Below are 18,483 nucleotides of genomic sequence, written 5' to 3' on the forward strand. Positions count from 1 at the left end.
CGGTGGCGCTCGTGACAGTTCCCACCATCCTCCTCAACGACGGCCGGCAGATCCCCCAGCTGGGCTTCGGCGTCTTCCAGATCCCGCCCGCCGAGACGGCCGCGGCCGTGCGGACCGCGCTGGAGGTCGGCTACCGCCACCTGGACACCGCGCAGATGTACGGCAACGAGGCCGAGACGCTCCAGGGCGTCCTGGACTCCGGCGTGCCGCGCGCGGACGTCTGGATCACCAGCAAGCTCAGCAACGCCGCCCACGAACCGGACTCCGCGCGCGCCGCGATCGACTCCTCGGTGGAGAAGCTGGGCGGGCCGATCGACCTGTACCTCATCCACTGGCCGCTGCCCACGCTGTACGGCGGTGACTTCGTCTCCACCTGGAAGGTGCTGGAGGAGGCGCGCGCCGACGGCCGGCTGAAGTCCATCGGCGTGTCGAACTTCCAGGTCCCGCACCTGCAGCGGCTCGCGCAGGAGGCGACGGTCGTCCCGGCCGTCAACCAGATCGAGGTCCACCCGTACTTCGGCAACGAGGCGGTCCGCACCTACTGCGGCGAGCACGGGATCGGCGTCGAGGCGTGGTCGCCGATCGCCCAGGGCAAGGTCCTGGACGACCCGACCATCACCGACGTGGCGCGGCGGCTGGGCAAGACCCCGGCCCAGGTGGTCCTGCGCTGGCACGTCGAGCGCGGCGACATCGTGTTCCCGAAGTCGGTGACGCGCTCGCGCGTGGAGGAGAACTTCGACCTGTTCGACGTCGAGCTGCCCGAGGAGGACCTCGCGCTGATCTCCGCCCTGGACCAGGGCGAGGCCGGGCGCATCGGCGGTCACCCGGACACGCTGGACTTCGTGCCGAAGGGCTGACGTGGACCGCGCCCGGGTCCTGGCGCACCGGTGGTGGACCCAGGGCCTGGACCGTTCGCGGACCGGGGTGCCCGCGGCGCGGTCGCCGGTGCTGGACCTGGGCGTGGTGGACGTGCCCACGCCCGCGGCCCGCACGGCGCTGGCGATCCGCGGGGCCCTTCCCCCGGGCGACGACGTGGCCCTGGTGTGGGGTGCCCGCGGGGCCCCGGCGCTGCACCGCCGCGCGGACCTGCAGTCCGTGGCCGACGCGTTGTGGCCGTCCTCCGACGAGGACGCGACCCGGCGGATCCGGAACCCGCGGATCCCCGCGGGCGCCGACCTGGGGCTGGCCGCGTTCCGCGCGGTCGCCGAGGCGGTGCACGACGTGCTCGCGGGCGCCGGGCGGCAGGTCACCAAGGCGGAGCTGTCCGCGGGGGTCACCGAGCGCGTCCCCCGCGAGCTCACCTTCGACTGCGCGCCGTGCGGGTCCCGGCACGTGTCCGGATCGGTGCTCCAGGACGCCGGGCTGGCCGGGGGCGCCGAACTCGTCCGGGTCGGGCGGGGCACGGAGTTCCGTTTGCTGCCGGGCCTGCGGGTCCCGGGGTGCCGCAGCGGTTTCGAGGACCTGGTCGCCGCCTACCTGCGGCTGCTCGGGCCGGCCGAACCGTCCGTCGTCGCAGCGTACTTCGCGGTGGCCGTCGGTGAGGTGGCGTCCGCCTGGCCCGGGCAGCCGCCGGTCCCGGTGGACCGGCCCGCGGCCCGCGGGGTCCGCCTGCTGCCGCCGGGGGACCCCTGGCTGCAGGCCCGCGACCGCGCGTTCACCGTGCCGAGGGAGTTCCACCCGAGGGTGTGGAAGGCCATCGGCGCGCCCGGTGCGCTGCTCGTGGACGGCGAGGTCCTGGGCACCTGGCGGGCCGCGGCCGCGCGCGGGCGGCTGGGCGTCACGGTCGACGGCTTCGCCGACCTGCCCGCCCGCGTCGGCGCCGCCCTGGAGGAGGAGATCGCCGTGGTGGCCGCGGCGCGCGGCCTGTCCGCCTGACCCGTCCGGCCTCCCGCCCACCGATGAGCGCGGGCGGGCTCGCCGGTCGGAGGGGCATGAGCGTCCGACTCCCCCTGCGCCCCGTCCCGACCACCGCGCACCCGGCCGTCGTCGACCGGGCGACCTGGCAGGCCGCCTGCGACGACCTCCTCGTGCGGGAGAAGGCGCACACCCGTGAGGGTGACGCGCTCGCGGCGGCGCGGCGCCGCCTGCCGATGACCCCCGTGCCGGCGCAGGCGCGCGTGCAGGGGCCGGACGGTCCGGTGCCCTTCGTCGACGTGTTCGAGGGGCGGACCCAGCTGATCGCCTACTTCCACATGTGGCACGACGGTCAGCCGCCCGAGGGCCAGTGCGAGGGGTGCACGTTCTTCACCGCCGGGATCCAGCGCCCGGCCTACCTGCACAGCCGCGACGTGACGCTGGTCGTCCTGTGCCAGGGGACGTTCGAGGAGTCCCGGCCGTACGCCGACCTCGTGGGCGACGAGCTGCCCTGGTACTCGGCGCGGGACGCCGAGCCCCTGCTCGCCGGCCGGGGCTTCGGGTTCTTCGCCGGCTACCTGCGACTCGGGGGCGACGTGTTCGAGACGTGGTGGGGCACCGGCCGCGGGACCGAGGCGATGTCGCCCAGCTACCAGCTCCTCGACCGCACCGCCTACGGCCGTCAGGAGACCTGGGAGGACTCCCCCGCGGGCTGGCCACAGCTGTTCGACGCCCGCAGCGGCGCCCAGTTCCGCGTCGCGGGGCGCCCGACGATCCAGTGGACCGTGACCGACGTCGAAGCCGCCGCGGGGTCGGACGAGCACCACGCGGCCTGCCACTGAGCAGGGGCACCCGCACCCGGTCACTGCGCGTACGTGCACCATGACTAGGTGCCACCGATCACCCCGCAGGACCTCACCCACCTCAGCCCCGGGTCGTCCGGGCGCTCGGCGATGCACGCCGTGCTCCTCGGCCTCGGCGTGGTCGCCGCCCTCTGCCTGGTGGACGTGGCCGGTGGACTGGTCCTGCAGCAGCGCACGGCGGCCAACATCTCCGGCACCTTCGCCCTCGCCCCGGCGCTGACCGCCCTGAGCCGCTCCTGGCGGCACACCGCGCTGGTCGGGGTGGTCTCGGTCGTCGTGGCCGGCGCGCTCGTGGTCGTCGACGGGGTGCCCTGGGGCACCGGCGCCGTCCGCACCCTGGTCGTCCTCGCCGGGGCCGTGCTGTCGTCGGTCGTGGCGCACCTGCAGCACCGGCAGTGGGCGCAGCTGCAGGACCGTCGCCAGGCCGCCCGGACCCTGCAGGCCGCGATGCTGACCCGCCTGCCCCGCCCGGACCACCTGCAGCTGACCAGCCGCTACCTGCCCGCCAGCAGCGGCGACCAGGTCGGCGGTGACTGGTACGACGCCGTCGTCGACGCCGACGGCGCCACCGTCCTGATCATCGGTGACGTCGTGGGGCACGACATCCAGGCCGCCGCGGCGATGGGGCAGCTGCGGGGGCTGCTGCGGGCCTACGCCGTCGAGGGCGGCCAGAGCCCCGCGCAACTGCTGGCCCGCACCGACGACGGCATCACCCGCCTCGGCCTGGACGTGCTGGCCACCGCCGTGGTCGCGCGCGTCGAGCAGGACCCGGCCCGGGCCGGCAGCGGCGAGCGGCGGCTGCGCTGGTCCAACGCCGGGCACCCGCCCCCGATGCTGCTGCACCCCGCCGACGGGACGACCGACGGGACGACCGGCGGGCGGGTCGAGCGGCTGACCGGGGACGGCGACGGCGACGTGGTGCTCGGCCTGGGACTGCCCGGCCCCCGGCGCGACCAGGTCCTCGACCTCCCCGTGGGCTCGACCCTGCTGCTGTACACCGACGGCCTCGTCGAGCGCCGCGACGAGGACCTGGACGAGGGGCTGGCCCGGCTCGCGCGCGCGATGACCCGCTCCGACGCCGCGCCGTCCCCCGCGCAGCGGTCGCTGGACGGGTGGCTGGACGGGGTGCTCGCGGCCTCGATGCGCGGCGGCAACCAGGACGACGTGGCGGTCCTGGCGGTGCGCGCGCACCGCGAGGACCGTCCCCGTCCGGCCGAGGCCGGCCCCCCGCGCCCCCAGCCGGGGGCACCGGTGCTGCAGTAGGCGCGCGACGGGGCGCCGGAGCGGGTGGGCCGCTGCGGGGACCGCACCACCGACGGGGCCGGGTCGTCAGCCCGGGCCGGTCCAGGGCCGCGGCGGCGCCCCCCGCAGCTGCCGGGAGAACTCCTCGACGACCCAGTTCCCCAGCTCGTCGACGTCCCGGGGGGTGGTCGAGGTCACCAGGCCCGTCTCGGCGGTGAGCCGCTCCAGGTCCCGCAGGCCCGTGCGCCACTGCTCCACCAGTCGTTCGTGGTCCTCCAGGCGCGGGTACCGCAGCTCGACGTGGTCGGCACCGGCGACCAGCGCGCGCAGCACCTGCGCCGAGGCGCTGCTCAGGTGCCCGGCGTACTCGGCGCTGAGCAGGTCGGCGATCCTGCCGACCAGGTCCGCGGTGGCGGGGTCGGTGACCGCGTGGGTCAACGTCAGCAGGCGCAGCTCGCGCAGCACCGCCTCGCGGTGCTCGCGCATCCGCACCCCCAGGTGCAGCGGGTAGTCCACCAGGCGGATCGGCCGCTGGTCGGCGTCGAGGGTCGCCCCCGCGGCGAGCGCCGGCTCCACCCCGCCCCGCGGTGAGGGGGCCGGCGCCGGCGCGGTGGGTGCCGACGGGGCCGGGACGGGGTCGGCGAGCAGGTCGGCCACCACCGAGGACCACTCCTCGGCCAGGACCGCGTCCAGGTCGGCCTCCCGGTCCGGCGCCGCGACGCCGGTCCCGGCACGCTCGCCGCCGGTGACGGCACCGGCCGTCGACAGCTCGCACCAGACGGTCTTGCCGCCGTCGTGGCGCTGCACGCCGCGGGCCGCGCTCAGGGCGGTGATCAGCTTCAGGCCGCGGCCGGTGGAGGCGGTCAGGCTGCGCGGCACCCACTGCGGCTCGACGGTCGAGCCGTCGCGCACCTCCAGCCGGACCCGCACCCGCGGGTCCGGGAGGCCGTCCCGGTGGACGCCGTCGGCAGGCGCGTCGGTGGTGGCCTCGGTGGTGACGTCGGCCGTGACGACCACGGTGAGGGGCGTCCCGGCGTGCAGGACGGCGTTGGTGACCATCTCGCTGACGCACACCTCCGCGTCGGCCACCACCGCCTCCAGGGCCGCCGGGTCCGGGGTCCCCGCCCGGCCGGGTGCGCCGGCCCGGGGGGCCGCGTCGTGGCCGTCGAGGGTCCCGGAGCGCCCGAGCACCTGCCGCAGGACGCGTCGGGTGTGGTCGCGGGCGCGCGCGGCGCTGCCCGCCTCGGCGGGCAGCGTGACCTCGACCGGTGGCTCCGCGTCAGCTGGCAGCACGACGTGCTCCCTCCGACACCTGGTGGACCCGCTCAGGACGCACCCGCGGCACGTCCGGGGCTGTCCTCACGCACTGTAACGACTGAGCACGGCAGCGTGCACCCACCCTCCGGATCGGCACCGGCTACCCCCGGGCGCGGCGGACGACGAGCGCCAGGCAGTCGTCGTCCTCGCGCGCGCACGTGCTCACCTCGTCCAGCAGCCGCGGGGCGAACTCGTGCGCGGGCACCGCGGCCAGGTCGGCCGCGACGGCGGTCAGCTCCCGCAGCCCCGCCTCGAGGTCGCGGGTCCCCTCGACCAGGCCGTCGGTGTACAGCACCAGGGTGTCCCCGGGCGCCAGGAGCACCTCGACGACCCCGTCGCTGCCCGGCTGCAGGTACCCGATGCCGAGACCGTCGGCGGGCACCTGCCGGGCCGCACCCGCGGTGACGGCGATCGCCGGCGGGTGCCCGCCGCCGGCCAGGCGCACCCGTCCGGTGGCGGGTTCGACCACGGCCAGGAGCACGGTGGCCATGGCCTGCGGGTGGGTGACCTCCAGCACCGCGCCGGCGCGGGCGACGAGGTCCTCCAGCGGGCAGCCGGCCACCGCCAGGGTGCGCAGCGTCGTGGTGACCGCCAGCGCCTCGCGGGTGGCGGCGGTGCCCCGGCCCATCGCGTCGACCACCACCAGCAGCACCCGCCCGTCCGGCAGCACCAGCCAGTCGTACAGGTCCCCACCGGCGGGGGCCTGGGCCGCCGGCTCGTAGGCGACGCCCACCTCCAGGCCCGCCACCTCCAGCGCCGCCGGGCGCACCGCCTCCAGCAGCGCGGCGACGTCGCGGCGCTGGGCCTGCTCGCGCTCGGCGAGTTCCAGCAGGGCGCGCTCGGCGCTGTCGGCCCGCACCAGGCTGGACAGGTCCCGCACGGTGGCCACCCCCCGGACGCGGTCGTCGCCGTGCACCGGCAGCGCGCTGACCGCCACCGGCGTGCACGAACCGTCGGGCCGGTGGGCGCAGCGCAACCCGGCCGGGCCCGGGAGCGAGGCGGACCCCGGGGCCGCGGGCGACGAGGCGGTCGACGAGGCGGGCACCGGCCGGCACCCGTCGTCGCCGGGGACGTGGAGCAGGTCGGCCAGCCGCCGCCCGGTCAGCGGCCCGGCGCCCAGCAGGCGCACCGCCGCCGGGTTGGCCTCCACCACGCGGCCCTCGCCGTCCAGGGCCACGACGCCGTCGTCGACGCTGTCCACGATCAGCCGGCTGCGCGCGCCCAGCGCGCTCAGGTGGGCGCGCACCGACTCCTCGGCGCGCCAGGAGGCGATGCCGACCGCGGCGGCCAGCGCGAGCAGGCCGCCGTGCAGCAGCGACCACAACCACGGGTGCTGCTGCCCGGCGGGGTGGTTGAAGATCTCGTGCTCGGAGGTGGAGGCCAGGACGCCGTGGTGCACGACCACGAACCCGACGGCGGTCAGGAACGGGGCCCACGTCTGGTACGAGGCGGCGGCGCCGACGGCGATGAAGAAGAGGAAGTGCGCCTCGATCTGCCCCTCGGACAGGTGCACGGCCAGCGCCGCAACGGTCATCAGCGCGACGGTGACCGCGCACGAGGCCGCCTCGCGCCCCCAGCGCCGGCTCGTGGCGGTGGTCCCGCGCACCGTGACCCCGCTGAGCGCGGTGGCGGCGCAGGCGGCGGCGACGATGGGCAGGCAGTCCAGCAGCGCGTGCACGGGGCCGACGACGAGCGCGGCCCAGCCCGACACCACGAGCGCGGCCAGCCAGGTGATGAGCAGGAAGGTGCGGTGACGTCCGCGCCAGATCTCGTCGGGCAGCGGGGTGCCGTGCGGCAGCCACCGGCGACGGCTGGGCGTCGCCCGCGCCGGCGGGTGCGCCGGCGGAGTCGTGGTGGTGTGCAGTTCGCGCCTCCATCGCCCGGCGGGGACGGTCCCCTCCGGCTCCTTCGGCACGCGGGGCCGGAACCTTGAGGCGGTCGGGGGCCCGGGTGCGGGTCCCCCGACCGCCGTGGTGGTCGGTCCGTCAGGTGCGGGGCAGGGTGAAGGTCGCGACCAGCTCGTTCAACTCCGCCGCCGAACGCGACACCTCACCAGCAGTGGTCGCCGTGTGCGTGGCCCCCGACGTCGTCTGATCAGCCGCCGCCGCGATCCCGGAGATGTTCGAGGCGATCTCCTGGGACCCCGTCGACACCTCCGTCACGTTGCGCACCATCTCCGAGGTGGTCGCCGACTGCTCCTCCACCGCCGCCGCGATCGTGGCCTGCAACCCGTCGATCCGCGCGATCACCTCGGTGATCTCCGTCAACGCCCCGGCGGCGGCGGTCGCGTCAGCCTGCGTCGCATCCACCTTCGAGATGATCTCCTCGGTCGCCCGCGCGGTCTGCTGCGCCAGCTCCTTGACCTCACCGGCCACCACCGCGAAGCCCTTGCCCATCTCCCCGGCCCGCGCCGCCTCGATGGTGGCGTTCAACGCCAGCAGGTTCGTCTGCTCGGCGATGGAGGTGATCAGCTTGACCACCTCACCGATCTCCCGGCTCGAAGCCGACAACCGCTCCAAGGTGTCCCCAGCCGCACCGGCAGCCGAGACCGCGCTGGCGGCGGTCGAAGACGCCTCAGCGGTGGAGGAGGCGATCTCCCGGATCGCCGAGCTCATCTGGTCCCCGGCCGCAGCCACCGTCCCGATGTTCGCGCTGATCTCCTCCGTCGCCGCCGAGACGACCTGAGCCTGGGTGGCGGCCTCCTCCGCCCCCGACGACAGCTGGGTGGCCACCGTGGTCAGCTCCTCACTGGAAGCAGCCAGCGTGGTCGCGTTGCCGGCGATGCGGCGCATCGTCTCGGTCAGCCGCTCGGTGGTCACGTCGAGGGCCGCGGCCAGCTGACCGACCTCGTCGCGGGTCTCGATCCCCACGCGCTGGTCCAGGCGGCCCTCGGCCAGACCCCGCACCACGTGCAGGACCTTGGCCAGCGGACCGGCCACCGACCGGGCCACCACGACGGCCACCACCACGGCCACCACCAGCGCGACCGCACCGATGACCAGCAGCAGCGTGACCGCGGCGTGGTAGTCCGACGAACCGTCCGCGGTCAGGGCCCCCGCCGCCGCGGCCTCACCCTGGGCCAGGGCGCCGAGGGTCTCGGTGATCTGCTTGGCGATCGGGGCGACGGCGGCGTTGCGGTGCGCGATGTACCCGTCGATGTCCTGGACCCGGGCCAGGGTGATCAGGTCCTCGCGCGCGTCGCGGTACTGGGCCAGGAGGTCCTCGAACGTCGCCCGGTCCGCCGCCTCCGAGCCGGGGTCACCCGCCTGGTAGGCCTGCCACGCCTCGTCCAGGACGGCGTCGGTGGCCCCCATCGCCTCGATGCCGGTCTCGATGTCGGCGGCCGTCATGGCCAGCGCGGCGTTGGTGATGTCCATGCGCACCTGCAGGTAGGCGGCGCGGACGTCGCTGAGGTGCTGCGCCGAACCGACCCCGGCGGTGGACATCAACGACAGGTTGGCCTGGGCCGAACCCAGCCGGTTGATGCCGAGGCCGGCGATCACGGCCATCAGCAGGCAGACCACGCCGAAACCGGCGAACAACTTCGAGGCGACGTTCAGGTTCCGCAGTCGGTTCACGAGGGCCTTCCAGGCAGCGACGACCTGCCGCCGGCCGCCTGCGGTGGAGCGCGGCACGCACCACGTCGCAGCACGCGGGAACGCGCGGGGACGCCGGGGACAGGGCCCGGGGGGCCGGGTCGCCCTCCCATCGGTAACCCGCACCGAAACCTGAGAGGTGTCTGGACATCGCCGCACGACCTCGCCCGGACGGGGGCGGTGGGCCCTCACCTGCTCCGGGAGGGCGCCGGGACGGTGGGGTCGCCGGGGAAGAAGCGCCGCCCGGCCCACAGGGCCACGTGGACCAGAGCGACAAGGACGGGCACCTCGATCAGCGGGCCGACGACTCCGGCCAGGGCCTGCCCGGAGGTGACGCCGAAGGTGCCGATGGCCACCGCGATGGCCAGTTCGAAGTTGTTGCCCGTCGCGGTGAAGGACAGCGTGGAGGTCTTGGCGTAACTCAGGCCGATCGCACGGCCCAGGGCGAAGGAGCCCGTGAACACGATCGCGAAGTAGGCCAGCAGCGGCAGGGCGATGCGGGCGACGTCGCCGGGCTGGCTGGTGATGGCGTCGCCCTGCAGGGCGAAGAGCATGACGATGGTGAACAGCAGCCCGTACAGCGCCACCGGGCCGATCCTGGGCAGGAAGCGGTCCTCGTACCAGGCCCGTCCGCGGGCCCGCTCGCCCAGCGTGCGGGTGGCGAAACCGGCGACCAGCGGGATGCCCAGGAACACCAGCACCGAGACGACGATCGCGCCGACGGAGAACTCGGCCGAGGTGGTGGGCAGGCCCAGCCACCCGGGCAGGACCTGCAGGTAGAACCACCCGAGGGCGGCGAAGGCGAGGATCTGGAAGACCGAGTTGATCGCGACCAGGACGGCGGCGGCCTCCCGGTCCCCGCAGGAGAGGTCGTTCCAGATCAGCACCATGGCGATGCAGCGGGCCAGGCCGACGATCACCAGTCCCGTGCGGTGCTCCGGCTGGTCGGGCAGCAGCAGCCAGGCCAGGGCGAACATCAGCGCCGGCCCCACCAGCCAGTTCAGGACCAGGGAGGCGACCATGAGCCCGCGGTCGGCGGCGACGCGGCCGGTCTCGAAGTAGCGGACCTTGGCCAGCACCGGGTACATCATCAGCAGCAGGCCCACGGCGATGGGCAGGCTGATCGAGCCGACCTCCACCGCGCCGAGGGCGTCGTCCAGGCCGGGGACGAGTCGGCCCAGCAGCAGTCCGAGGGCCATGGCCGCGATGATCCACACCGGCAGGAAGCGGTCCAGCACCGACAGCCGCGCCAGGACCGGGGTCCGGGTGCCGCCCCGGGGGTTCTCGGCGACCAGGTCGCTCACCAGCTGCTCCTCCACCTCGACGACCGCCGACGGCGGCACAGCGCATCGACCTCGGTCAATATAGACGGAGGTGAATGCGGGAGGTCATACTCGGGCCGTGGCGACCACGACCCCCACCGCACCCGGGCCGGCGGCGTCCGGCCCGGCGACGGGTGGACCCGCACGCGGCACCGTCGCCTGCTGCGCCCCGCTGACCCGCCGGCCCCTCGGCGCGGACGAGGCGGCGACGCTGGCCCGCACCCTCAAGGCGATCGCCGACCCGGCGCGGCTGCGCCTGCTGTCCCTCGTCGCCGCCCACGAGGGCGGCGAGGCGTGCGTGTGCGACCTGATCGAACCGCTGGGCCTGAGCCAGCCGACCGTCTCGCACCACCTGAAGGTCCTCGTCGAGGCGGGGCTGCTGACCCGGGACAAGCGGGGGGTGTGGGCCTACTTCAGGATCGTCCCCGAGGCCCTCGACGCCCTGGCCGCCGTCCTGGCCACCCCGACGCCCCCGTCCCGCCCCTCGTCCCGTGCCTGCTGAGGAGACCCCCACCGTGACCGCCCCCCGCGTCCTGTTCGTCTGCGTCAAGAACGGCGGCAAGTCCCAGATGGCCGCCGGCCTCCTGCGCCGGGCCGCCCGCCGGGCGCGCCTCGACGTCGAGGTCGACTCCGCCGGGACCCGGGCCGGCAGCGCCCTGAACGCGCAGTCGGTGCAGAGCCTGCGCGAGGTCGGCGTCGACATCTCCGACCAGGCGCCGAAGCAGCTGAGCGAGGACATGGTCCGCGACGCCGACCTCGTCGTCGTCCTCGGCTCCGAAGCGCAGGTCGAGCCGGTGGGGGGCACCCCGGTGGAGGTGTGGGAGACCGACGAGCCCTCCCTGCGCGGCATCGAGGGCGCGCCGCGGATGGCGCTGGTGCGCGACGACATCGCCGCCCGCGTCGACGACCTCACCCGCCGCCTCGGCACCTCCAGCACCCCGGCGTGAGCTCGCCCGTCGACCGCACCGCCGGCACCGGCGCCGCGCCCGGCACCCGGGCGGGGTCGGTGCGGGAGGTGTTCTCCGCCTTCCTCGTCCTGGGCCTGACCTCCTTCGGCGGCCCCGTCGCGCACCTGGGGTACTTCCGCGAGGCCTTCGTCGTGCGGCGCCGCTGGCTGAGCGAGCGCGCCTACGCCGACCTCGTCGCGCTGTGCCAGTTCCTGCCCGGCCCGGCCTCCAGCCAGGTCGGCATGGCGCTGGGCCTGCGGCGCGCCGGGCCGCTGGGCATGCTGGCCGCCTGGACGGCCTTCACCCTGCCCTCGGCGCTGCTGCTGACCGCCTTCGCCCTCGGCGTCGGCGCCGCCGGCGCGGACCCCGGCGCCGGGTGGCTGCGGGGCCTGGCCGCCGCGGCCGTCGCCGTCGTGGCCCACGCCGTCCTCGGCATGACCCGCACCCTGGCCCCCGACCGCCCTCGCGCCACCCTCGCCGTCCTCGCCCTGGTCGTCGCGGTCCTGGTGCCCACCGCCGCCGGGCAGGTCGCCGCCCTCGCCGCCGGCGTCGTGCTCGCCCTGCTGTGGCTGCGTCACGAGGTGACCCCCGCCGACCCCGAGGACGCCTTCACCGTCCCGCTGCGCCCGCGCACCGGCGTGCTCCTGCTCGCGCTGTTCGCGCTCCTGCTGCTCCTGCTGCCCGTGCTGGCCGCCGCGACGGGCGACGCCGCGGTCGGCCTCGTCGACAGCTCCTACCGCGCCGGGGCCCTCGTCTTCGGCGGCGGCCACGTGGTGCTGCCGCTGCTGGACGCCGAGACCGTCCAGCGCGGACTGGTCACCCAGGAGGACTTCCTGGCCGGCTACGCGGCCGCGCAGGCCGTCCCGGGGCCGCTGTTCACCTTCGCCGCCCACCTCGGGGCAGTCCGCACCACCGACCCGACCGGTCTGGCCGGTGCGGCGATCGCCCTGGTCTCGATCTTCGCGCCCTCGGCGCTGCTGGTGGCCGGGGCGCTGCCGTTCTGGGAACGGCTGCGGCGTTCCCCGCGCGCCCAGCGGGCCCTGGCCGGGGCCGGGGCGGCGGTCGTGGGGCTGCTGGGCGCGGCCCTGTACGACCCGGTGTTCACCCACGGCGTCACCTCGCCGGCCACGCTGGCCGTCGCCGCGCTCGCCTTCACGGCCCTCACGGCGTGGAAGGCACCGGCCTGGGCGGTCGTCGCCGGAGCCGCCCTGGTCGGTGCGCTCGCGCTGTGACGCGCCCGGCCGCGCTCACGACGGCGCGCAGGCACCCGCCGGCGCCGAGCCCGCCGCGCGGGCCACGACCCGGGCCGCGGCCAGCGTCCGGTCGCAGGCCAGCAGCACCGCGGCCAGCGCGGCCGCCCGCCCGGCGCGGGTGAAGCTCCCCCACCGCAAGGCGACCTGCCCGCGCTCGTCGAGCAGTTCGAGGTCGCACTCCCCCGCCCGCTCCTCCGGTCCGGCCAGGTGGGCGCGGACGACGGGCACCGCCCGGTCCGGGACGGGCAGCACGACGACGAGCCCGGAACCGTCCCGCACGTACAGCCGCGGCCGCGCCGTGCCCGCCCCCTCCAGGTCGACCGTCAGCGGGCCCCGCCCGGTGCGCTGCCTGACCATCGCGTCCTCCTGAGGTCTGCCCGCCCGCGACGCCGCGGGCGCAGGACCACCCTGCGGCCCCGCGCTGGGGAACCCCTCGCCCTCAGCTGGGGAAACCCTGGACGGGCGGCCCGGGCCGGTCGGCCCTCAGTAGCTGAAGCGGTGGCACAGGGCGTCGCCGCCGGGGGCCGCGACGCGCGGCAGCACCTGCGCGGCCTCGGCGAACGGGGTGACCCCGTCCAGCAGCGCGTCGAACGTCTCGTCCGCCAGCAGGTCCAGCGCCAGCGCCAGCCGTCGCCGCGTCGTCCAGCGCGGCGCGCGGGCCGGGGGGACCCGGCCGACCTGGGAGGCGCGGATCGTCAGCCGGCGGGCGTGGAAACCCTCCCCCAGGCCGACCTCCACGGTCCGGTCGCCGTACCAGCTGAGCTCGGTGAGCAACCCCTCGTCGCCCAGCAGCTGCAGACCCGTCGTCAGGCCCGGGCCGGTACCGCTGGTGTGCAGGACGACGTCGCGCTCGCGGCGGGCGTCGTCGGGGGCGACGAGCCGGAAACCCAGCCGCTCGGCGGTCGCGGCGCGTTCGGTGCGCACGTCGACGGCCTCGACGTCCGTGCCCGGCACCCGCGCCGCCAGCGTCGCCACCAGCAGCCCCAGGACCCCGGCGCCGACGACGCTGACCCGGTCGCCGATCCCCAGCCCGGCGTCCCAGACGCCGTTCACGGCCGTCTCCAGCATCCCGGCCAGGACCGCCCGCCCGGCCGGGACCGCGGCGGGCACGGGCAGCACCGCCGAGGCCGGCACGACGTACCGGTCCTGGTGCGGGTGCAGGCAGAACACCCTGCGCCCCACGAGGTCGGGCACCCGGGCCCCGGCCTGCTCGACGACCCCGACGGACAGGTAGCCGTACTTGACGGGGAACGGGAACTCCCCGGACTGGAACGGCGCGCGCATCGCGTCGTGCTGGCTGGGCGGCACGCCCCCGGCCAGGACGAGCGCCTCGGTGCCGCGGCTGACGGCGGAGAACTCCGTGCGCACCTCGACGTCGGCGGCGCCGATGACGGGCAGGAACTCCTCGCGCAGTTCCGCCTGACCCGGCCCGGTGGTCCACACAGCCCGCGCGACGCTCAACGACCGACCTCCAGTTTCGACCCCACGAACTCCCCGACCGCCGCTTCCCAGCCCGCCGGGTCGACGTTCCACTCCTTGGTGTGCCGGGCGGTGCTGCTCGCGACGTAGGTCACCAGATCGGGACGGGCCTGCGCCAGCCGTTGTGACGGACCCGACGGGACGTAGTCGTCGGCGTCGGAGTGCAGGAGCAGCACCGGCAGGGCGAGTTCGTCCGCGCGGCTCACCCAGTCCATCCTCCGCAGGTCCACCGGGCCCTCCAGCCCCACCAGACGCCGGCCCACGGGGTGCCCCAGCAGCTGCAACCCGTAGCGCCCCAGGCGGATCGGGACGCCGCGCTGGCGGGCCTGGTGGTCCAGGACGTCGTACCAGTCGACGACGGGGCCGTCGAGGACGAGGGCGGCGACGTGCTCGGCCAGCGGGGACCGGGCGACGAGCTGCAGCAGGATCGCCCCGCCCATCGACCAGCCGACGACCAGCAGCCGGCGCGCACCGCGCTCCAGCGCGTACCGGGCGACGGCCTCGACGTCGTGCCACTCGGTGTCCCCGAGGCCGTAGAGCCCGGGTTCCACCTCGACCGCGTCGGCGTCGTTGCGGTAGCTGGGGACCAGGCACGGCAGGCCGAGCCCGTGCAGCACGGGCAGGGCGCGCAGCGCCTCCTCGCGGGTCGCACCGCGGCCGTGCACGAGGACGGCCCAGGTGTCGTGCCCCCCGGCGGCGGGCACGAACCAGCACGGCAGGTCCCCGACCTCGCTGGGCACCAGCACGTCCTCGTGCTCCAGGCCGAGGGCCGAGGTGGGGTCCCCCGCGTAGTAGTACTGGTTCCAGCGGCCGGCGCCGGGAGCGGGGACGCCGTGGTCGACGCCGAGCAGTTCGCGGGTGACGCGCTCGCCGGTCCGTTCCAGGACGTCCCCGACGCGGAAGTGCCCCCGCCCGCCGTCGGTCCACACCCCGTACCGGCCGGGCACGACGGTGTCGGCGGTCACCGACAGCACGACGCGGCGCGGGCCGACCTGCAGGACCTCCAGGTCGTCGGGCCGGTGCCGGCGCGGGGTGACGACGGCCCGCGCGAAGGACACCGCGACCCCGGTCAGGGCGGCGGCCCCGGTGACGGTGGCGGCCGCGGCGCTCACCGCGGCCGCGGTGCGGCCCCTCACCGGCCCGCGCGCAGGACGAGGCGGACGAGCGGCACCTGCAGCGGGACGCGGACCGCGGTGACCAGGCGCCGCCGGCGCGAGCCCGCGGGCCAGGCGTCGAGGGCCATCTGCACGTTCGCCGGCCACACCGCGACGAGGAAGGCGGCGGCGAGGCGGGCGGTCCACCGGCGCGTGCGGGGCACCGCGAACCCCGCGGCCAGCGCCAGCTCGGCCACCCCCGACCCCGTCGTCCACGCCCGGGCCGGGCCGGGCAGGGCGCGCGGCACGATGGCGTCGAAGCCCTCCGGGCGCAGCAGGTGCGCCAGTCCGGCCGCGCCGAACAGGAGCACCGGGACGACCCGGCGGGACGGCGCGGCGCTGATCACGCCCCGATCCTGCCCGACACCGCGCTGCCGGGTGCGGGCGCCCCCGTTAGGGTCACCAGCGTGCCGACCGGAGAGACCCAGCCCTGGACCGTCGTCGTGCTGACCGAGGAGGCCTTCGGCGACGTCGACGCCCGCAACGTCGCGCAGCTGCACGCGGCCGAGCGCGCCGAGGGCCAGGACGTGCGGCACGTCGTGCTCGTGCCGGCCGACACGCACCGCAACCTGCTGGCGGACGTGCTCGACCGCCTCACCCTGGGTGAGCTGCGCGAGGCCGTGGAGGAGCTGCGCCAGCGCCGCCCCGACCCCGCCGAGGCCCGCGCCGACGCCGAGACCGCGCTGCGGGTCACCGTGGAGGCGCTGCGCGCGCAGGGGCTGACGGTGACCGGCCGCACCACCGAGGACGACCCGATGCCCGCGGTGCGCAGCGCCCTGGCCGCCGGTCCCGACGCCCGCGAGCTCGTCGTGGTGACCCGCCCGCACGCGGTGGAGGACACCTTCCACGCCGACTGGGCCTCCAAGGCGCGGGACGCGTTCGGGGTCCCGGTCCTGCACGTGTACGCGGGCACCACGCGGCTGGGCTGAGGAACACGGCCCACGCCGCCGGGGTTGGACCGGACATGACTGCGCACACCCCTCAGACCAGCGGCAAGACCTACACCGTGACCAAGACCGACGAGGAGTGGCGCGCGCAGCTGGACCCGGCCGAGTACCACGTCCTGCGCCAGGCCGGGACCGAGCGCCCCTTCACCGGTGAGTACGAGGACACCACCACCGAGGGCGTCTACGCCTGCCGGGCGTGCGGCGCCGAGCTGTTCACCAGCAGCGAGAAGTTCGCCTCGCACTGCGGGTGGCCCTCGTTCTACGACCCGAAGCAGTCCGACGCCGTGGAACTGCTGGAGGACGACTCCCTGGGGATGCGCCGCGTCGAGGTCCGCTGCGCGACCTGCGGATCGCACCTGGGGCACGTCTTCGAGGGTGAGGGCTACCCGACGCCGACGGACCAGCGCTACTGCATCAACTCGATCAGCCTGACGCTGCGGCCGACGCAGGCCTGAGGCCGTGGGAACGGCCCCTCACCCTCCCCGGGTGAGGGCCCGTTCCCGTCCCCGGACGCGGTTCCGTGGCCGCCGACCGGGGCTGCGGCGCAACGGATCGACGGTCGGGGAGCCTGGGCCGGCTGGTCCTTGCGCCCACCCGCAGCGGATGCGTCTTGAACCGGCGCGAGGCCCGCCCTAGCGTGGAGGACGACCCGTCCGGCGCCTTCCGCCCGGACGCCGACCCCCGCCTCCGCAGGCCCGCCCCGTCGCGCCGCGCCGGGCCCCGACCGGGAGACGAACGACGCATGCACGACGACGCCGCGCCGCGGATGCACGCAGTGACCACCGAGAACGAGGCGGTCGTCGACCTCGTGCTGGAGTACTCGCGGAACCGGCTGACGAGCAGGGACGTCCCGCTCGACAAGCCGATGAGCCCGGCCGAGCTGCGCCGGCTGGCCCTGCCCGCCATCACCGAGGACGGCATCGGGGCGGCGAAGGCGCTGGCCGTCTTCGAGCACGTCCTGGCCCCGGCCTGCATCACCACCGACCACCCGCGGTACCTGTCGTTCATCCCGTCCGCACCGTCCAAGGCGGCGGCCGCGTTCGACATCGTGGTGTCCGCGAGCGCCCTGTACGGCGGCTCGTGGCTGGAGGGTGCCGGGGCGGTGCACGCCGAGAACGAGGTGCTGCGGTGGCTGGCGGACGAGTTCGGCCTGCCGTCCGGTGCCGGTGGCGTGTTCGTCCAGGGCGGGACCCTGGGGAACCTCTCGGCGCTGGTCGCGGCGCGCGACCACGCCCGCGGCCTGGGCCGGTCGCCGGACCGCTGGGTGGTGGTGTGCAGCGCGGAGGCGCACTCCTCGATCGCGTCCGCGGCCCGGGTCATGGACGTCGACGTGGTGGCGGTCGCCCCGGACGCCGGTGGGGTCCTGCGGGCCGAGGGGGTCCGGGCGGCGCTGGACGAGCACGGGGACCGGGTCTTCGCGGTCGTGGCGACCGCGGGGTCGACGAACTTCGGGATCGTCGACGACGTGCGGGGCATCGCCGGGGTCACCACCGCGCGGGGGGTCTGGTTGCACGTGGACGGGGCCTACGGGCTGGCGGCGATGCTGTCCCCGCGCCGGCGCGGGCTGTTCGCCGGGGTGGAGCACGCCGACTCCGTCATCGTGGACCCGCACAAGTGGCTGTTCGCCCCGTTCGACGCGTGCGCGCTGATCTACCGGGCACCGGAGCACGCTCGCCGGGCCCACACCCAGCACGCCGAGTACCTGGACACCCTGACGGAGACGACCGACTGGAGCCCGTCGGACTTCGCCGCGCACCTCACCCGGCGGCCCCGGGGACTGCCGACGTGGTTCTCCCTGGCCACCTACGGCGCCGGTGCCTACCGGGTGGCGATCGACGCGGCGATCGACCTGGCCGAGCAGGTCGGCGCGGTCGTCGAGCAGCGACCGGAACTGGCGCTGGTGCGGCCACCGCAGCTGTCGGTCGTCGTGTTCGAGCGGGTGGGCTGGTCGAGGGCGGACTACGACGCGTGGTCGGCCCGGTTGCTGGACCGGCAACTGGCGTTCGTGACCCCGAGCAGCCACGGCGGGCGCCCCAACGCGCGGTTCGCGATCGTCAACCCGCGCACGACGCTGGAGGACCTGACCTCCATCCTCGACACCATGCGCTGAGCGGCCCGCCGGACCCTGAGTTGCCCTGCCCCGCGCCCTGGCCGAGGCTTCGACCATGAGTGACGAGGTTCCTGAAGTCGATGACCCCGACCTGCGCGCGGCGGACTCCTCGCTGGGGGACCCCGACGACCCCGGCAACCTGGCGACGGACACGCTGGAAGCCGACGACCAGGACGACACCTGGGAGCCGGACCAGCACCTGTCCAACGCGACGGCGGGGCTGATCCGCGACGGCGACCGGGACGAGGAGACGCTCTCCGAGCGGCTCGCCCAGGAGGAACCCGACGTGGACGCCTCCCGGGGTGGGGAACTGGACTCCGACCAGGACTACCGCCAGGTCTGAGACCCGTTCCCCGCGAACGGGTCCGCGGCGGCCGGGGAACCCGGGGGTTCCCCGGC

19 protein-coding genes are annotated in these 18,483 nt (G+C 75.8%); 11 read left to right on the top strand and 8 right to left on the bottom strand.

The window, feature by feature from the left end; all coding sequences use genetic code 11:
- Positions 1 to 11 precede the first annotated feature (11 nt).
- The 4 genes from ACRYRX_RS20540 to ACRYRX_RS20555 are packed head-to-tail and all read left to right on the top strand — an operon-like array spanning position 12 to position 3,980.
- Positions 12 to 857, top strand: a complete 846-nt coding sequence (locus tag ACRYRX_RS20540; protein WP_432514962.1) for an aldo/keto reductase — start codon at positions 12 to 14, stop codon at positions 855 to 857.
- 1 nt (position 858) lies between these two features.
- Positions 859 to 1,875 carry a DNA glycosylase AlkZ-like family protein gene (locus ACRYRX_RS20545; RefSeq protein WP_432514963.1) on the top strand — a complete coding sequence of 339 codons (1,017 nt, stop codon included), beginning with the start codon at positions 859 to 861 and terminating at the stop codon, positions 1,873 to 1,875.
- A 56-nt stretch (positions 1,876 to 1,931) separates the two neighbouring features.
- Complete coding sequence (locus ACRYRX_RS20550) at positions 1,932 to 2,696, top strand: DUF899 family protein (protein WP_432514965.1); 765 nt, start codon at positions 1,932 to 1,934, stop codon at positions 2,694 to 2,696.
- Positions 2,697 to 2,744: 48 nt separating this feature from the next.
- Positions 2,745 to 3,980 carry a PP2C family protein-serine/threonine phosphatase gene (locus tag ACRYRX_RS20555; protein WP_432514967.1) on the top strand — a complete coding sequence of 412 codons (1,236 nt, stop codon included), beginning with the start codon at positions 2,745 to 2,747 and terminating at the stop codon, positions 3,978 to 3,980.
- A gap of 66 nt (positions 3,981 to 4,046) precedes the next feature.
- Here ACRYRX_RS20555 and ACRYRX_RS20560 read toward each other — a convergent pair whose 3' ends face one another.
- The 4 genes from ACRYRX_RS20560 to arsB all read right to left on the bottom strand — a co-directional run bounded on the left by ACRYRX_RS20560 (position 4,047) and on the right by arsB (position 10,167).
- Positions 4,047 to 5,252 (bottom strand): ATP-binding protein, encoded by a 1,206-nt coding sequence (locus ACRYRX_RS20560; RefSeq protein ID WP_432514969.1) that lies wholly within the window; start codon positions 5,250 to 5,252, stop codon positions 4,047 to 4,049.
- A 124-nt stretch (positions 5,253 to 5,376) separates the two neighbouring features.
- Entirely contained in the window at positions 5,377 to 7,191 is a 1,815-nt protein-coding gene (locus ACRYRX_RS20565) for a PP2C family protein-serine/threonine phosphatase (RefSeq protein WP_432514971.1), read from the bottom strand.
- Between the two features lie 70 nt (positions 7,192 to 7,261).
- A complete protein-coding gene (locus ACRYRX_RS20570; RefSeq protein WP_432514973.1) occupies positions 7,262 to 8,854 on the bottom strand; it encodes a methyl-accepting chemotaxis protein in 1,593 nt (530 codons plus the stop codon).
- 206 nt (positions 8,855 to 9,060) lie between these two features.
- Entirely contained in the window at positions 9,061 to 10,167 is a 1,107-nt protein-coding gene (arsB, locus tag ACRYRX_RS20575; protein WP_432514992.1) for an ACR3 family arsenite efflux transporter, read from the bottom strand.
- 106 nt (positions 10,168 to 10,273) lie between these two features.
- On the opposite strand from arsB, the gene ACRYRX_RS20580 reads away from it, so the two are divergent.
- From ACRYRX_RS20580 to chrA, 3 genes are read left to right on the top strand one after another with little or no spacing between them, the layout of a single operon-like run.
- Entirely contained in the window at positions 10,274 to 10,696 is a 423-nt protein-coding gene (locus ACRYRX_RS20580; protein WP_432514975.1) for an ArsR/SmtB family transcription factor, read from the top strand.
- A gap of 13 nt (positions 10,697 to 10,709) precedes the next feature.
- A complete protein-coding gene (locus ACRYRX_RS20585; RefSeq protein ID WP_432514977.1) occupies positions 10,710 to 11,141 on the top strand; it encodes an arsenate-mycothiol transferase ArsC in 432 nt (143 codons plus the stop codon).
- Positions 11,138 to 12,373 (top strand): chromate efflux transporter, encoded by a 1,236-nt coding sequence (gene chrA / locus ACRYRX_RS20590; protein WP_432514979.1) that lies wholly within the window; start codon positions 11,138 to 11,140, stop codon positions 12,371 to 12,373. The genes ACRYRX_RS20585 and chrA overlap by 4 nt, the downstream gene beginning before the upstream one ends.
- A gap of 15 nt (positions 12,374 to 12,388) precedes the next feature.
- Here chrA and ACRYRX_RS20595 read toward each other — a convergent pair whose 3' ends face one another.
- The 4 genes from ACRYRX_RS20595 to ACRYRX_RS20610 all read right to left on the bottom strand — a co-directional run bounded on the left by ACRYRX_RS20595 (position 12,389) and on the right by ACRYRX_RS20610 (position 15,374).
- Positions 12,389 to 12,751, bottom strand: coding sequence for a hypothetical protein (locus tag ACRYRX_RS20595; protein ID WP_432514980.1), 363 nt, complete (start codon positions 12,749 to 12,751; stop codon positions 12,389 to 12,391).
- A gap of 126 nt (positions 12,752 to 12,877) precedes the next feature.
- The gene (locus ACRYRX_RS20600) at positions 12,878 to 13,855 is read right to left on the bottom strand and encodes a zinc-dependent alcohol dehydrogenase (RefSeq protein ID WP_432514981.1); all 978 of its coding nucleotides are present in this window, start codon (positions 13,853 to 13,855) and stop codon (positions 12,878 to 12,880) included.
- On the bottom strand, positions 13,852 to 14,985 hold the full coding sequence (locus tag ACRYRX_RS20605; protein ID WP_432514983.1) for an alpha/beta hydrolase family protein: 1,134 nt from the start codon (positions 14,983 to 14,985) through the stop codon (positions 13,852 to 13,854). Before ACRYRX_RS20605 ends, ACRYRX_RS20600 begins: the two co-directional genes overlap by 4 nt.
- Before the next feature lie 20 nt (positions 14,986 to 15,005).
- A complete protein-coding gene (locus ACRYRX_RS20610) occupies positions 15,006 to 15,374 on the bottom strand; it encodes a DoxX family protein (RefSeq protein WP_432514985.1) in 369 nt (122 codons plus the stop codon).
- Positions 15,375 to 15,434: 60 nt separating this feature from the next.
- On the opposite strand from ACRYRX_RS20610, the gene ACRYRX_RS20615 reads away from it, so the two are divergent.
- The 4 genes from ACRYRX_RS20615 to ACRYRX_RS20630 all read left to right on the top strand — a co-directional run bounded on the left by ACRYRX_RS20615 (position 15,435) and on the right by ACRYRX_RS20630 (position 18,427).
- Positions 15,435 to 15,956, top strand: coding sequence for a hypothetical protein (locus ACRYRX_RS20615; RefSeq protein ID WP_432514986.1), 522 nt, complete (start codon positions 15,435 to 15,437; stop codon positions 15,954 to 15,956).
- A 35-nt stretch (positions 15,957 to 15,991) separates the two neighbouring features.
- Positions 15,992 to 16,429 (top strand): peptide-methionine (R)-S-oxide reductase MsrB, encoded by a 438-nt coding sequence (gene msrB, locus ACRYRX_RS20620; protein WP_432514988.1) that lies wholly within the window; start codon positions 15,992 to 15,994, stop codon positions 16,427 to 16,429.
- A gap of 287 nt (positions 16,430 to 16,716) precedes the next feature.
- On the top strand, positions 16,717 to 18,084 hold the full coding sequence (locus tag ACRYRX_RS20625; protein WP_432514989.1) for a pyridoxal phosphate-dependent decarboxylase family protein: 1,368 nt from the start codon (positions 16,717 to 16,719) through the stop codon (positions 18,082 to 18,084).
- A 55-nt stretch (positions 18,085 to 18,139) separates the two neighbouring features.
- Positions 18,140 to 18,427 (top strand): hypothetical protein, encoded by a 288-nt coding sequence (locus ACRYRX_RS20630; RefSeq protein WP_432514990.1) that lies wholly within the window; start codon positions 18,140 to 18,142, stop codon positions 18,425 to 18,427.
- Positions 18,428 to 18,483 lie beyond the last annotated feature (56 nt).

This window comes from Kineococcus lubricus (genome assembly GCF_050871965.1).
In the GTDB taxonomy this organism is placed as follows: domain Bacteria; phylum Actinomycetota; class Actinomycetes; order Actinomycetales; family Kineococcaceae; genus Kineococcus.

Bases quoted from the DNA above. Each gene is read 5' to 3' on its own strand.
- ACRYRX_RS20625 (WP_432514989.1), top strand. From the start codon at position 16,717: ATGCACGACGACGCCGCGCCGCGGATGCACGCAGTGACCACCGAGAAC.
- ACRYRX_RS20550 (WP_432514965.1), top strand. From the start codon at position 1,932: ATGAGCGTCCGACTCCCCCTGCGCCCCGTCCCGACCACCGCGCACCCG.
- ACRYRX_RS20595 (WP_432514980.1), bottom strand. From the start codon at position 12,751: ATGGTCAGGCAGCGCACCGGGCGGGGCCCGCTGACGGTCGACCTGGAG.
- ACRYRX_RS20630 (WP_432514990.1), top strand. From the start codon at position 18,140: ATGAGTGACGAGGTTCCTGAAGTCGATGACCCCGACCTGCGCGCGGCG.
- msrB (WP_432514988.1), top strand. From the start codon at position 15,992: ATGACTGCGCACACCCCTCAGACCAGCGGCAAGACCTACACCGTGACC.